Below are 14,037 nucleotides of genomic sequence, written 5' to 3'. Positions count from 1 at the left end.
CCTCAATCGGACTGGTCCCCACGCGGTGATCCATGGCCGGTCCAATGGCCCGCGAAGATCGAACAGGCCGGCGCATGATCCGATCATCTCGGAGCCTACTGCCCGGGTACAGGCGCTCCGTCAATGGACGGTCAGGCATGGACAGGTGCCATTGCGGTGCTTGTAGTCGTAGTAGCGGGGATGGCCGCAGTAGCAGATGCTTGTCCACATGCGCTCGGGGTCGCTGGACTGCTCAGGTCCAGCACTGCATGCGGGGCAGGTCGAGGGCTCATCTGCGGAGGGTGGTACGTCATCCATGTCGGCACTGTAATTGCGGCCATGGCCGACCACATTATGACTGACCGCCGCCTTCCTCGGGGCGTTGGATCGTCCTGTTCCCGATGATCTCTTCACATGGAACCAAACACCACGCGCTCGTGTGCGGGCAACGGGTGAACGGTGGTCGGATCGCCCGGATTCGGCGGAAACGGCCATGGGATGATCTTGATCTAGTTCGGGCTGTTCGCGAGTGCCTCGTTCGAGGTGGTGACCGCATCCGGATCGGTGGAACGTCGCGGGACCGCGAAGCCTTTCGCGGGCTTGGACCTGGCCAGCCACAGGCCGGTGAACACGGCGGTGGCCAACGTGACGGCGCCGGCAGCGAGGAAGGCGCTGTTGAGACCGGTCTCGAAGGAGGCGCCGCCGGATTCCCGGGTGCGGACGATGGCTCCGAGTACCGCTACGCCGAGCACCGCGCCGATCTGCCGGGTGGTGCTGCTGATGCCCGATGCGAGGCCGCCTTCCTGCGGGCTGACCGCTTGGATGGCGGCTCCCGTCAGTGGGGACATCGTCAGGGCGAAGCCGATGCCGACGACTCCCAGCCGCCACCACACGTTCCCGTAGCCGGTGTCGGCGTGCACCATGCCGAGCGTCAGCAGTCCCAGGCCGGCCAAGGCCAGGCCGATCGTGGCGACGATTCGGAAGCCGTACCGGGCGGCGAGCCGGCCCGCGTACGGACTGACGATCACCATGGCGAGAGAGACGGGCAGGGTCTGCAGGCCGGCGCGCAGGATCGAGCTGCCCTGAACGTACACGAAGAACTGGGAGAAGAAGAAAGACGAACCCATGAGCGCGAACCCCACCACGACCATGGCGGTGTTGGACACGGTGAACAGCCGCTGCCGGAACAGCCGCAGCGGCAACATCGGAGCGGAACGACGCGCTTCGACGGCGACGAAGGCGGCCAGAAGGATCACCGCGGTGGTGAAACTGCCCAGGATCACCGGCGACGTCCAACCGCGGGCGCCACCCTCGATCAGCCCGTAGGTCATCGCCCCCACCCCAAGAACGGACAATGCCGTTCCCGGGACATCGATCGCGGGGGCGTTCGGATTGCGGGCCTCCTCAAGGCTGCGCAGACCGACCAGCAGAAGGACCACACCGATGGGCAGATTGACCAGGAAGATGGCGGGCCAGCCGAAGGTATCGGTCAGCATGCCGCCCGCCACGGGGCCTACGGCCAGACCGATTCCGCTGATACCGGTCCACAGCCCGATCGCCTTGATTCGTTCTTGCGGCACGGGATAGGCGGCGGCCACCAGGGCCAGCGAGGCAGGGCTCAACGCCGCGGCCCCGATGCCCTGCAGCACCCGGCCGGCGACCAGCCAGCCGACCGAAGGCGCGAGGCTGCACAGCACCGACGCGATGGTGAACACCGCTACGCCGGTCAGGTACACCCGCTTGCGGCCGAACCGGTCGGCGAAGACACCACCAGACAACAGCAGCATGGCGACCAGAAGTACGTACGCATCGACAATCCATTGCAGACCGGTCAACTGAGTGTGCAACCGGTGCTGCATATCCGGCAGCGCCGCTCCAACAATCGTGTTGTCCAGCAGGACCATGAATTGGCCCAAGCAGGTCACCGTGAGCAGCACGGCCCGGTTTGATCGACTGCCTACAACCGCAGGCGATACAGCCATGGGGATTCCTCTCAATTGTTAGTCGCGTCCGGCCACGGTCGACGCGGGTGGCGATACGCATGAGCGCACTAAAGCAGTCAGCGACTGCGTTAGGTGACTATAGAGAGGATCGCCTCGCAAACGCAAGTCGCGACTGCGTTAAGGTGGGGGCATGAACGAGCGACAGCGAGCCCGGCGGCCCGGTGGGCGCAGCGCCCGTGTCGGCGCGCAGGTGCACCAGGCCGTAACCGACCTGATCAGTGAGCGCGGCTACGGCAACTTCACCGTCGGCGAGGTCGCAGCCCGCGCAGGCGTAGCCGACAGCAGCATCTACCGCCGGTGGGGCGGCCTGGAAACCCTGCTCACCGACGTGGCGCTCGCCCGCCTCGATGCGCAGTCGCCGATGCCTGACACCGGGAGCCTGGTCGGCGACCTGCGCACTTACGCGGCCCAAGTGGCCCGCGAGATCACCGGACCCGACGGTCTGGCGGTGGTGCGCCTGGCCGTCGCCCTGTCGAGCAGCGGTCAGCAGGGCCTGCAGGCTGGTGCCGACCTCCGCGCCGAACGCATGCGGCAACTGCAGTCCATGCTCGATCGCGCGCGCGACCGTGGCGAGCACGCACCCGACGCGTTCGACGTGCTGGACCACATCCTGGCCCCGATGTATATCCGCGTCTTGTTCGGCATGGTCCCGCTCACCCCGGACTACATTGACGGGCTGGTCGACCGATTGCTGTGACCTCAACCCGTTCCCGCGATCAGTCCTAGGACGCGGCGCCAGGACTCCGTGAGGTGCTCGCCGACACGCGCCCGGCCAGCTCAGACGGCCTGGCTGAATCCGTCGGCCAGCGGGCCGTCGCCGCGGATCGGGGTGAAGTCGACGTCCAGGTGCGGGTCGTAGGCGTGGCCGTCCTCGCTGTGGCCGCTTTGGCTTCAACACCCGTACGCGCTGGGTGGATGTGGTCAAGGAGATAGGACTCCCCGGACTTCACTTCCATGATCTGCGTCACACCGGCAACATGCTCGCCGCCGAGTCGGGCGTGGGGATCAAGGACCTCATGGCCCGGATGGGTCACGACAACGTCCGAGCGGCCATGATCTAGCAGCGCGCTGTACGCGGTGCGGACAAGACGATCACCAATGCCATCGACCCGCAGGTCATACGAGGCGATGACGATGAGGGTGCCGGCCGGGTTGCTGGCTTCGGTGAGCTGACCAAGGGTCAATGGCACGCTAATGGCATGCGAAGATCAAAGCGCCTCGGAAACAATCAAGGCCCGGGTGGGGATGTGTTCCCTGACCTGGGCCTTCGTTCGTAGAGCGGGTGACGGGAATCGAACCCGCGCTGTCAGCTTGGAATCGGCCAGTGATCTACCCTCTCTGAGCTGGGAAACAGAGGGTGCAGTTCAGCGCTGGTCGAGTCCCCGTGACTTCCCGTGAGTCCCCGCGGATCGCCGTTCAATCTGGCACGCATCTGGTACGCGACCTTGGACGAAGGAGCTGTTCGCGTCTGGTTTCACCAGCTGCGCCAGCGGCCCGGGTTACTGGAGTGTGCTAGCTGAGTTGGGTCCTACTCAGCGCCGGCTGGCAGACAACCTGGCCAGGGCGTCGTCGGATGGGGTGCCGGGCTCGGCATGTGCGACAAAGAGTCGCTGGCCGGTGGCACCGTCGATGGCGAACGTCGCAAGCCAGAGAGTCAGATCGCCGACGCGATGATGGTGGTAGCGCCCCATATCAGGCGCTTTGATCCGTATGTTATAATTTCCCCATATGTGGTGAAAGGCTTCGCTTGCGAGCGATAGCTCCTCCACCAGGGCGAGAACCGATGGGTCGTCGAGGTCTGCACCGACTGCGGCGCGCATATGGGCGACCATGAACCGTGCCTCGCGTTCCCAGTCGAGGAAGACTTCTCGTGACGCCGGGTTGAGGAAGGTCAGCCGAAGCAGGTTGTCACTATCAGACAAACCCTCATGAAAGGCTGCGGCCGCGGCGTTTTTCGCGAGCACATCTAACCGGCGGTTTACCACAAACGCCAGGGCACGCTCCCAGTTGTTCACGAGGCGGAGAACGGACGGGCAGACGCGGTCAGCCACATGCGTACGTCTGAAACTTCCTCGCGCAGAACGGGCAAGCTCATACAGATGTTCTGCGGCCTCGTGGTCAAGGCCGAAGACCCCGACCAGGGCGTTTAGCACAGCATCGGAGGGGCTGCGTTCCCTTCCCTGCTCCAGTCGTATGTAGTAGTCGACGCTGACTCCTGCAAGCATTGCGACCTCGTCGCGGCGCAACCCTGGCGTGCGGCGGTTGCCCGTGCCTCGCAGTAGCCCCGCCCGTTCGACGGTTGTCGCCTGCCGTCGGGCACGGAGGAAGTCGCCTAAGAGGTTCTCCACGCCAGACACAGTAAGAAGTTCTATGGCAAGGTATGGCAAAGCGGTCATCTATGGTCAGCAACTTACGGGAGTGGTTCATCTCGTGAGTGAAATTTCACCGCCAACTGCTGGCGTCACCGGCTATGCCTCGCTCGGGAAGTCGCGGGCCTCGATCTTGGCCATGCGGCCGTCCGGGTGATGCCAGACGAGCCCCTCATGCCCCCACCCGCGGAGAGGCAGTGGGCCGGCGACGGAAAGTCCGGCCGGACTCCCCCCGCCCCGATAGCTGCCAGACATTCGCGACTGCCGCCCGGGTTCTGTCAACTGGTGCTTCGCGTGTCCATGTTCCCGGTGACCTTCCGCGCGCGCAGGTTGTCCTACCTGCACAGCGCGGGTTGACAGGTTCCGGGTGCCGCGAATACTCGGGCAGCGGGGGCGGGGGGACCTTGCACCCTTCCAGCTCAGCCAGCTACGGCCGAAGTCGGCAGGGCCGTTCTTCCCTCGAAGCTGTGAGAGCGCCCGCCGGAGTCCGGCATGTGTCCGCCGGTACCTGGCGGCTGATCCCGATCCGGAACCACAAAGCCCACCGACCCCGCAAGGTCGACCATGTTTCCTAGATCACCTGTCGCTCATGTCCTGGGACAGAAACGTCAGGCATCTCATGGGACTAGACAAGGGCTTTAGGGGCTGTCCTGCTTCGGTTGATGCTTGACACCGCAGCTCGTTGATTGTTGACGTAGTCAACCGGGAGTCGTGCCGGGTGTGCTACTCGCGGCAGATCCGGGTGATGTCCCGCTGAGTGGTGTAACTCACTGCTGATCATGTGGGGTCGGCGAGTTATGGGTTGGTGTGACTATGACGCGGCAAGGGCGGTGTGCGCCAGGGGTTCGGCCAGATCGTCTGCGGGCGGGGCGGCGAGGTGGGCCATGGAGCCCTCTGACAGGTAGCGACGGTCGCTGACTTGCCATTCGTCGTGGTGTTCGGCCAGGACGGCGCCGGCCAGGCGGGTCAGGGCGGTCGGGTTGGGAAAGACGCCCACGACGTCCGATCGTCGCTTGATCTCCCGGTTGAGCCGTTCCAGCGGGTTGGTCGACCAGATCTTCTTCCAGTGCTGCTGGGGGAAGTCGGCGAAGGCGGTGATGTCGTCGGCGGCGTCGAGGAGCATCTGTTCGACGGGCGGGAATTGGCGGCCGAGCATGGTGGCGATGGTGGTCAGCTGCGCGCGGACCGTTTGCGCGGTGGGCTGAGCGAAGATGGTCCGGATCGCGGCGGCGACCATCTCCGCCGAGCCCTTCGGAACGCGGGCCAAAACGTTGCGCATGAAGTGAACGCGACACCTCTGCCAGGAGGCGCCGAGGAAGACCGCCCGCAACGCAGCCACCAGGCCGGCGTGGGCGTCGGAGATGGCCAGCTGCACCCCGTGAAGGCCGCGGGCCTTCAGCGAGCGCAGGAACGCGGTCCAGAACGCGCCGTCTTCGCTGTCGCCGACGGCGAAGCCGAGGATCTCCCGGCGGCCGTCGGCGGAGACGCCGGTGGCGATGACGACGGCCTGGGAGACGACCCGGTGGTTCACGCGCGCCTTGCAGTAGGTGGCGTCGAGGAAGACGTAGGGGAACGTGGTGTGGCCCAGCGGCCGGTCCCTGAACGCTGCGACTTCGCCGTCGAGGTCGGCGCAGATGCGCGAGACCTCGCTTTTGGAGATCCCGGACTCGGCGCCGAGGGCTTTGACCAGGTCATCCATGCTGCGGGTGGACACCCCGTGCAGGTAGGCCTCCATGACCACGGCGAACAGGGCCTGGTCGATACGGCGGCGGCGTTCCAGCAGGCAGGGGAAGAACGACCCGGACCGCAGCTTGGGGATCTTCAGCTCCAGGTCGCCGGCGGCGGTGGTCGGCAGCCGGTCGCGGTAGCCGTTGCGCTGGGTGGTGCGGGTCTCGGTGCGCTGGTGTGGGGCGGCGCCGATGAGGGCGGTCGCCTCCGCCTCGATGAGTGCTTGCAGGACGGCTTGCAGCGCGTGGCGGATGACGTCGTCGGCGTCGGCGGCTTTCAAAGACTCCAGCAGGTCGAGCAGGGCAGACTGGTCCAGAGCCATCGTGTGGTGTCCTTCGCGAGAACCTTGGCGGGAACTCGCTGACCGTCACACGATGGCTCATCCCATGTCCGGGAGTTGCTTCAGCAGCCTGGAGTTACACCACGCGAGGGGACGCCACCCAGATCATCCGGATGCGCACGTCTTGCTGCTCGGCGAGTCGCTACAGCAGGTCCAGCAGCGTTTCAATTCGTGTGGCCAAGACCAGATCCATTGCGCCTTCGGCGCGGACGCTGACCACCCCGCTACCCGGTGACTGTGCCAGGCGGATTACAAGCGCCGGCGTGCCTGCCAGCGGATACTCGAACCAGCCGTCAACATCCTCGTCGTTGGTGTCATCCAGCGCGCCGGTCAGTGCCGCCTCGTCGAGATCGTCATACCTATAGCCGATGTAGACGCTGATCTGCCGAAGCAGCTGCACGACATGTTCTTCGGCCACCCATCCGTCGACTCGTGACACTTCGTCAGGACCGTCCCCGTACGGCCCTACGGCATCGTGTGGCTGCGACCTGGGCGGAACCAGCTGTTTCGACTGCGGATCGTAGGTGTCGAGCCCATAAGCGCCGGCCAGTACAGGGAGCGCGCGTGTGCCTGCCCAACCGTAAGACAGGGTCACCTCGACGAACCGATCGGCGAGGTCAGTGCGTCCCCATGGCTGCCGCCAACCCAGATCGTGATGCCAAGGAGTGATCTTGTCGGCGAGGTCCGGCCAGCGGCGTAGCAGTTCGGCACGGAAAGCCAGGACCCGTTCATCCGGCTCAAGACCGTCAGCCTTCTCGTCCGCGAGCCGATCAGCCAGCCGGCGAGGGTTCTTCGTCGCCCCGGACGGCCAGAAGTACAGGTCGTAGCTCACACACAGCAGCGTAGCGATCTACATGTCGACGCGCTCTTCATGGCCTGAGCGAAAGTGCCCACGAGCGACACGATGGCCAGTCCCCGCAGAGTTTGAATCGGTAGCCATGTCATGATCATGTAAGGCTTCAGGCGGAGCCGAAGCGTCAAGCATCAACTGGGGTCCGACACAGAGGCTCGGGGTCAACTGTGTTCGGCGCGGAATTAATTCATCGAGGAGGGCGAAGAACATCTCCATTGGCGGCGTACCGGACTTCTCCGCCGCTCGCTCGATCTCAACAGCCCAGCCCAACGTGCTGCCATATGACATGCCCAGCCGTTTCCAGAGCCACTCGGCGAACGGGCCACCGTTGAAGAAGTCGAACGGCTCACCAATACCGTGGATTTCCGAAGCGACTCTGTAGCCGATCAGCATGGAGTCCAGATGCTGTAGGGAACTGCCGCGGGCCCACATGCCCGGCCGGAGCCGTACCTCCTCCAGGAACTCATAGACGTCGCGCAACTCGTTTGGCTTCCCGACTGGTCGTCTCGTCTTCTCTGCGTCCGTCACGCCTGCACCTTAGTGACAGCGAGAATCTGTAGTTCATGTGTGACCGGTGGGCATGCCCACTGCGCTGGCCAAAGCGGCAAGATCCGGCACTTCGAGCACTTCAATACCGTGGTTTGCGAGGAGTTCCACACCCTGACAGTCAGCAACAAACAGGCTGGGCTCACGCCAAGCGATGACCACGCGGGGAATCCCGGCTTCGATGATGAGCTGGGTGCATGTGCGCGGTCGCGATCGTCGTTCCGAGCAGGGCTCCAAGGTGCTGTAGATCGTCGAACCCTTGAGGCGGGTTTTGTCGATCGTCCCGAGCTTGGCGAGAGCTGCCTCTTCAGCGTGTACGCGAGGGTCTGTTTCGCGGGAGTATCCGCGAGAGATCTCGTTACCCTCGGCGTCCACGATTACGGCCCCTACGGAAAACGCCGTTGTCGATGGCGGGCACTTCCGAGCTAGCTCGATGGCAGTCATGAGCCACTGACGATCGGTCGGAGTGATGACGCTCATGAGGTGGAGTCCCCGGATGTTTCCTTCGGCAGGTACCGGATCAGAACGATGTCGCCGATGGAGCGGACCTCGGCAACCTTCATCCTATGAGCGGAGCCTCCGGGGAACTGTCCAGCGTTGACGAACCTTGGAGCTGCCGAGTCTCCGACGAAGATGGGCGCGATGGCTAGGTGTATCTCGTCGGCCAGGCCCTGGGTGAGGAACTGAGTGTGGATCGTCCCGCCACCCTCGACCATGAGATGCCGGATACCTCGTCCTCCGAGGTCGTCGAGCATGGCGCCATGGTCAACCGTGGGGCCGGTGCTTACCACGTCCGCGAGACCGTTGAGCGTTTCGCGGACCTTGGTCGTCACTGTGTCGGGGCAGTAGACGACCTTTTCCCCGCCGTGATGCCAGAACTTGAGGTCTCGGCTGAGGTCACCGCTAGCAGTGATCGTCACCTTGAGGGGGTAGGCCGGAAGCCCTCGTGCGACTCGCTGGGCGCGTCGTTCCTCCGAGTTGACCAGTAGGCGCGGGTTGTCACGGCGCATGGTGGTTGCGCCGATGAGGATCGCGTCGGTGTTGGCTCGAACTTCGTCTACCCGGTCGAAGTCGGCGGCGTTGGAGAGCAAGAGCCGTTCGGGGGTGGTGTCGTCGATGTAGCCATCGACGGACATGGCGCAGCCCAAGAGCACGTAGGGGCGCGGCATAGCGTGATTCTCTCGTACCGGCCTGGGCGAGTCTAAGCCTGGTGTGCAACGAGGCTGTCGAAGGTCTGGCGGAACTCGGCCACTGCCGGCACCTTCTGCCAGCGCTCAAGTTGCGTGTCCAGGCGCGTCAGCTCGGTCATGATCCGTGCTGAGCCGGTGGCCGCCGCGATGCTGAGGGCCTCCGCGCCGACCGTCGCGGCCTGCTCGGGCTCGCTCGCTCCAGCGTAGGCAGTCGACTCACGCGCCAGGTACACACCTCGGTCTCGGTGGTATCCGGGCGGAAGTGCGGTGATCGCGGTGCGGAAGCCTGTGGCTGCTGCCTCGTGGTCGCCGAGAGCGGCGAGACCCCGGGCTCGGTGCACCTCGATGTAGGACGGTCCATCCATGCGACCCAAGGGGATGTCGGGTCCTCGTCGAGGTGGGTGAGCTTCTCGTGCGCCTCGTCGAAGGTGCGCTGTGATGCCGTGGCATCACCGGAAAGCGCATGTCCGTAGGCGGCATAGGTCGCGGCGATCGCGCCAAGGCGGCTGTTGGGCCGTGCTTGTGTGAGGGCTACTTCGGCGAGATCGACAGCCTGCATTGCATCCCGCATGTCCCCGGCAAGCTGGCTCTTTCTTGCCAGGACGTATGTCGTGGTTTCGGGATGGCCAGTGGCGTAGGACCATTCGAGCGCGCGGTCCATCCAGTACTGCGCGGAACGGAAGTCGCCGGCGTCGTGATAGAGCCACCCACAGAACTCGGCGTAACACCGCTATGGAGCGCGACCGGGCCATCGCCGACGCCCTGGGGAAGCTCGCTGAGGAAGCCCTGACCAAGGAAGATCCAGAGGGATCGGGCACGTAGCGGGCACGGGAGATCGATAAGGCCCTGGAAACAATCAAGGCCCGGGTGGGCATCGTGTCCCTGACCTGGGCCTTGGCGTGTGGAGCGGGTGACGGGAATCGAACCCGCGCTGTCAGCTTGGGAAGCTGATGTTCTGCCATTGAACTACACCCGCGTGACGCGCCCGGAAGCTCGTCGCGTCCCTACTGTAGCGGATTCTCACCGCACTCCTGCAGTCCCCGGCGCAACCTCCTCCCACTCCGCCCGGACATGCGCCGGTCGGGGGCGGTTAGCCTTGCACCCGTGCTGCTTTCCGATCGCGACCTCCGCGCCGAGATCGAGTCGGGCCGGGTGAAGCTCGACCCGTACGATCCGGTGATGATCCAGCCGTCCAGCGTCGACGTCCGGCTGGACCGCTACTTCCGGGTCTTCGAGAACCACCGTTACCCGCACATCGACCCGGCGATGGAGCAGCCCGACCTGACGCGCCAGGTGGAGCCGGACGGGGACGAGCCGTTCATCCTGCACCCGGGGGAGTTCGTGCTGGCGAGCACGTACGAGGTGATCAGCCTGCCGGACGACATCGCCTCGCGGCTGGAGGGCAAGTCGAGCCTGGGGAGGCTGGGCCTGCTCACGCACTCCACGGCGGGGTTCATCGACCCGGGCTTCGAGGGGCATGTCACCCTGGAACTGTCCAATGTCGCCACGCTGCCGATCAAACTGTGGCCGGGCATGAAGATCGGCCAGCTGTGCATGTTCCGGCTGAGCTCCCCGGCCGAGTTCCCGTACGGCTCGGAGAAGTACGGGTCCCGCTACCAGGGGCAGCGGGGGCCGACGCCGAGCCGGTCGTTCCTGAACTTCCACCGCACCAAGATCTGAAAAGTGTCAGTCCAGACGATCTGGGCAACGAGAAGGGGAAGAGAAGGTTACAAGCGGGCGTGTGAGGTGTGAACTTCGCATTTCCACTGGTAACCCGTACTCTTCTCTGCGGACCATCCCCGCACATCTGGAGAGACGACGTGCGCCTGCGTCTCACGCCCCGTGAGGACAGCTACTACGACTTGTTCGCCGACTCGGCGAACAACCTCGTCACCGCATCACGTCTGCTGGTCGAGATCATCAGCGACGGTTCGGACCGGGATGCTCTGGCCGAGAAGATGCGCGCCTGCGAACACGCGGGTGACGAGCGCACTCACGCGATCATGAATCGCCTCAACGAGAGCTTCATCACGCCCTTCGACCGCGAGGACATCTACCGCCTCGCCTCGAACCTCGACGACGTGATGGACTTCATGGAGGCCGCCGCCGACCTCATCGTGCTCTACCAGATCGACCACCTGCCCAAGGAGGTCGTGCGCCAGGTGGAGGTGCTCGAGCGGGCCGCCGAGCTGACGGCCGACGCGATGCCGCGCCTGCGCTCGATGCAGCACCTGAACGAGTACTGGATCGAGATCAACCGCCTGGAGAACCAGGCCGACCAGATCTACCGGCGCCTGCTCGCCAAGCTGTTCAGCGGGGAGTACGACGCGCTGACCGTGATGAAGATGCGCGAGGTCATCGAGCAGCTGGAGCTTGCGGCCGACGCGTTCGAGCACGTCGCGAACACGGTCGAGACGATCGCGGTCAAGGAAAGCTAAGTGGAGCTGACGCTGGTCATCGGCGTGATCGTCATCGCGCTGGTGTTCGACTACACTAACGGCTTCCACGACGCGGCGAACGCCATCGCGACCTCGGTCTCGACGCGGGCCCTCACCCCGAGGGTCGCGCTGCTCATGGCGGCCGTCATGAACTTCATCGGCGCCCACCTCGGCACCTCGGTCGCCCAGACCGTGGGCAAGGGGATCATCGACGCCCCGGACGGGCGGCACGGGATGATCATCGTGGGCGGCGCGCTGGTCGGCGCGATCGTGTGGAACCTCATCACCTGGTACTTCGGCCTGCCGTCGTCGAGCAGCCACGCGCTGATCGGCGGCCTGGTCGGCTCGGCCCTCGCGGCCAGCGCGCACGTCCACTGGAGTGGGGTGATCGAGAAGGTCGTCGTCCCGATGGTGCTGTCGCCCGTGATCGGCTTCCTGCTGGGCGCGATCATCATGATCATCATACTGTGGCTCTTCCGCCGGTCGAACCCGCACAGGGCGAGCAAGGGATTCCGGTACGCCCAGACGGTCTCGGCCGCCGCCATGGCGCTCGGCCACGGCCTGCAGGACGCCCAGAAGACCATGGGTGTGATCTTCCTCGCCCTCGTGGTCGGCGGTTACGCCTCTCCCGACGCCGGCATTCCCGAGTGGGTCATCACGGCCTCGGCGCTGGCCATCTCCCTCGGCACGTACGCCGGAGGCTGGCGGATCATGCGGACGCTCGGCCGGCGCATCATCCACCTCGACCCGCCCCACGGCTTCGCGGCGGAGGCGGCCGCGGCGTCGGTCCTGTACACGGCCGCGATCGGGTTCGGGGCCCCCATCTCGACGACCCACACGATCACCAGCGCCATCATGGGCGTGGGCGCGACCCGGCGCCTGTCGGCCGTCCGCTGGGGCATCGCCGGCAACATCGTGACGGCCTGGGTCCTCACGATCCCCGCCGCGGCGCTCGTCGCCGCCGCGGCCTACTTCCTCCTCAACCTGGTTCTCGGGTAGCCCACCGGCGACCCCCTGATGGGGGCGGGTGGGGGAACCGCGGCCGGATCGTCACGTCCGGCCGCGGGCGGCCACCGGCGAGGGAACCAGAGGGTACGGCTGTTACGTTCTCCTGCCGGGAATCGCGAATCCCCCAGCATTCCGCCCCCCGCCGGGTAGGCGGGGACCCGCCATCAGGAGCACAGAGATGCCCACCCGAACCACCCCCGGCACGACGGCCGCAGGCCCGCGCTCGTTCCGCACGATCGGCATTCTGGTGCTGATCGCGCTCATCGTCGCCGCGGTCCCCACCGTCATGGGGGCACTGAACGGATTCGAACGGACCAGCGGCGGCGAGGTGGCGGTGGTCCGCGACGGCGGCCCCCTTGACGACAACCGCGTCCGGCAGGTGATCGACCCGGGCTCCAGCGTGACCTGGATCGGCTGGTGGTCGCAGATTCATCGCTACCCGGCGCAGCAGCGGTTCTACACGATCACCTCCGACGCGAACCGCGGCGAACGGTCGGGTGTCGACGTGGTGACGGTGCCCAGCGGCGACGGCGTCAACATGGGCATCGAGGGCACCCTCTACTTCGGCCTGAATCTCGACCACGCCACCCTCAAGTCGTTCGACGACAAGTTCGGCACCCGCAAGTTCCGCAGTCTGGGCGCCGGGACCTTCTACCCCTGGGAAGGCGACGAGGGCTGGTCGGCCTTCCTCGACCAGATCATCCGTCCTGTCATCGAGAACGACCTGCGCACCCAGATCAACAGCTTCCGCTGCGCCGAGCTGGTCTCCTCCTGCGCTCTGGTGCAGAACGGCACCGCTCAGCAGACCGGGCTGCAGCAGCAGGGCAACAACGCCAACATCGCCAAGATCCAGAACGCGGTGAACACCAGCCTGGCCGAAGACCTCAAGTCGACACTCGGCGCCGACTTCCTCACGAACATCCACTTCAACCTTTCGCGGGTCACGCTGCCCACCCAGGTGCAGGCCGCGGTCGACCAGGCGCAGGCGGCGTTCGCGAAGGTCACCGAGGCGCAGGCCAAGGTCGCCCAGGCCCGGGCGGAGGCGGAGGCCAACAAGGCCCGCCAGGACGGCTACAACAAGTGCCCGACGTGCGCCGAGATCGAGAAGCTGAAGGCGCTGCCGCAGGGCATAACCGTCTACGCGCCGGGCAACACCGGAGGCGTCGCCCTCCCCACCAAGTAGGAAGCCGGAGCCGATGCGACTGTTCGCCCTGCCGGCGACTCTGATCGTGGTCGCCGTGCTGGTGTACCTGCTCGTGACCCTCCTGCGCGGAGCGCGCGGCGCCGCTCCGCCGGGCGAGACCGCTCCCCGCTGGGAGGTGGACACGGTCATGCAGGACGGCTGGACCCTGGTCGTCGTACGGAAGGTCGCGCGGGGGCGCCGCGGTCCAGTGGAGCTGACCAAGCAGACGGTCAGGGCGATCCCGGACGACGACCCGAACTGGGATGAGCGCTACCGCGAGGCGGTGGCCGAGGCGCGCTCCCGGGTCAGCACCCTTGAGCTGGAGTCGGGGTAATCGCGGAGAACGCCGGCGGGTGGCTCACGTGACCGCCGTCGCTGGAGCCGTCGCGGGCGTCGCTGC

General features: G+C 65.7%; 14 protein-coding genes, 1 tRNA gene and 1 pseudogene. 7 read left to right on the top strand and 9 right to left on the bottom strand.

Going from position 1 to position 14,037, the window contains the following annotated elements; all coding sequences use genetic code 11:
- Positions 1–488 precede the first annotated feature (488 nt).
- Entirely contained in the window at positions 489–1,916 is a 1,428-nt protein-coding gene (locus tag Mco01_RS26805; protein ID WP_204059625.1) for an MFS transporter, read from the bottom strand.
- A gap of 196 nt (positions 1,917–2,112) precedes the next feature.
- Between Mco01_RS26805 and Mco01_RS26800 the strand changes: the two genes are divergently transcribed.
- Together Mco01_RS26800 and Mco01_RS26795 are read left to right on the top strand one after the other, a co-directional pair.
- On the top strand, positions 2,113–2,679 hold the full coding sequence (locus Mco01_RS26800) for a TetR/AcrR family transcriptional regulator (protein WP_204059624.1): 567 nt from the start codon (positions 2,113–2,115) through the stop codon (positions 2,677–2,679).
- A 220-nt stretch (positions 2,680–2,899) separates the two neighbouring features.
- Entirely contained in the window at positions 2,900–3,043 is a 144-nt protein-coding gene (locus Mco01_RS26795; protein ID WP_239103934.1) for a site-specific integrase, read from the top strand.
- 471 nt (positions 3,044–3,514) lie between these two features.
- Here the strand turns inward: Mco01_RS26795 and Mco01_RS26790 are convergent, their stop codons facing one another.
- From Mco01_RS26790 to Mco01_RS26755, 8 genes and pseudogenes are all read right to left on the bottom strand, one after another.
- Positions 3,515–4,330 carry a helix-turn-helix transcriptional regulator gene (locus Mco01_RS26790; protein ID WP_204059622.1) on the bottom strand — a complete coding sequence of 272 codons (816 nt, stop codon included), beginning with the start codon at positions 4,328–4,330 and terminating at the stop codon, positions 3,515–3,517.
- Between the two features lie 832 nt (positions 4,331–5,162).
- The gene (locus Mco01_RS26785) at positions 5,163–6,401 is read right to left on the bottom strand and encodes an IS256 family transposase (RefSeq protein ID WP_204059621.1); all 1,239 of its coding nucleotides are present in this window, start codon (positions 6,399–6,401) and stop codon (positions 5,163–5,165) included.
- Positions 6,402–6,561: 160 nt separating this feature from the next.
- A complete protein-coding gene (locus Mco01_RS26780) occupies positions 6,562–7,251 on the bottom strand; it encodes a hypothetical protein (protein ID WP_204059620.1) in 690 nt (229 codons plus the stop codon).
- A gap of 18 nt (positions 7,252–7,269) precedes the next feature.
- On the bottom strand, positions 7,270–7,800 hold the full coding sequence (locus tag Mco01_RS26775) for a hypothetical protein (RefSeq protein WP_204059619.1): 531 nt from the start codon (positions 7,798–7,800) through the stop codon (positions 7,270–7,272).
- Positions 7,801–7,833: 33 nt separating this feature from the next.
- Positions 7,834–8,298, bottom strand: coding sequence for a deaminase (locus Mco01_RS26770; RefSeq protein WP_204059618.1), 465 nt, complete (start codon positions 8,296–8,298; stop codon positions 7,834–7,836).
- Positions 8,295–8,987 carry a RibD family protein gene (locus tag Mco01_RS26765; RefSeq protein ID WP_204059617.1) on the bottom strand — a complete coding sequence of 231 codons (693 nt, stop codon included), beginning with the start codon at positions 8,985–8,987 and terminating at the stop codon, positions 8,295–8,297. Before Mco01_RS26765 ends, Mco01_RS26770 begins: the two co-directional genes overlap by 4 nt.
- Before the next feature lie 32 nt (positions 8,988–9,019).
- Positions 9,020–9,672 (bottom strand): annotated as a pseudogene (locus Mco01_RS40520) (NsdA family TPR-like regulatory protein); the annotation flags it as partial.
- A gap of 238 nt (positions 9,673–9,910) precedes the next feature.
- Positions 9,911–9,984 (bottom strand) — tRNA-Gly (locus tag Mco01_RS26755).
- A gap of 128 nt (positions 9,985–10,112) precedes the next feature.
- Between Mco01_RS26755 and dcd the strand changes: the two genes are divergently transcribed.
- The 5 genes from dcd (at position 10,113) to Mco01_RS26730 (ending at position 13,971) form a co-directional block, all read left to right on the top strand.
- On the top strand, positions 10,113–10,688 hold the full coding sequence (gene dcd / locus Mco01_RS26750; protein ID WP_036328790.1) for a dCTP deaminase: 576 nt from the start codon (positions 10,113–10,115) through the stop codon (positions 10,686–10,688).
- Between the two features lie 140 nt (positions 10,689–10,828).
- Positions 10,829–11,446, top strand: coding sequence for a DUF47 domain-containing protein (locus Mco01_RS26745; protein WP_036328787.1), 618 nt, complete (start codon positions 10,829–10,831; stop codon positions 11,444–11,446).
- Entirely contained in the window at positions 11,447–12,445 is a 999-nt protein-coding gene (locus Mco01_RS26740) for an inorganic phosphate transporter (RefSeq protein ID WP_204059615.1), read from the top strand.
- Between the two features lie 187 nt (positions 12,446–12,632).
- The gene (locus Mco01_RS26735; RefSeq protein ID WP_204059614.1) at positions 12,633–13,637 is read left to right on the top strand and encodes an SPFH domain-containing protein; all 1,005 of its coding nucleotides are present in this window, start codon (positions 12,633–12,635) and stop codon (positions 13,635–13,637) included.
- A gap of 13 nt (positions 13,638–13,650) precedes the next feature.
- On the top strand, positions 13,651–13,971 hold the full coding sequence (locus Mco01_RS26730; protein ID WP_204059613.1) for a hypothetical protein: 321 nt from the start codon (positions 13,651–13,653) through the stop codon (positions 13,969–13,971).
- The last annotated feature ends 66 nt before the right edge of the window (positions 13,972–14,037 follow it).

Origin of the sequence: Microbispora corallina, from assembly GCF_016863035.1 — a bacterium.
Taxonomy (GTDB): Bacteria; Actinomycetota; Actinomycetes; order Streptosporangiales; family Streptosporangiaceae; genus Microbispora; species Microbispora corallina.
This window is presented reverse-complemented; position numbering and strand designations above follow the sequence as displayed.

Bases quoted from the DNA above. Each gene is read 5' to 3' on its own strand.
- Mco01_RS26800 (WP_204059624.1), top strand. From the start codon at position 2,113: ATGAACGAGCGACAGCGAGCCCGGCGGCCCGGTGGGCGCAGCGCCCGT.
- Mco01_RS26785 (WP_204059621.1), bottom strand. From the start codon at position 6,401: ATGGCTCTGGACCAGTCTGCCCTGCTCGACCTGCTGGAGTCTTTGAAA.
- Mco01_RS26770 (WP_204059618.1), bottom strand. From the start codon at position 8,298: ATGAGCGTCATCACTCCGACCGATCGTCAGTGGCTCATGACTGCCATC.
- Mco01_RS26765 (WP_204059617.1), bottom strand. From the start codon at position 8,987: ATGCCGCGCCCCTACGTGCTCTTGGGCTGCGCCATGTCCGTCGATGGC.
- Mco01_RS26735 (WP_204059614.1), top strand. From the start codon at position 12,633: ATGCCCACCCGAACCACCCCCGGCACGACGGCCGCAGGCCCGCGCTCG.
- Mco01_RS26730 (WP_204059613.1), top strand. From the start codon at position 13,651: ATGCGACTGTTCGCCCTGCCGGCGACTCTGATCGTGGTCGCCGTGCTG.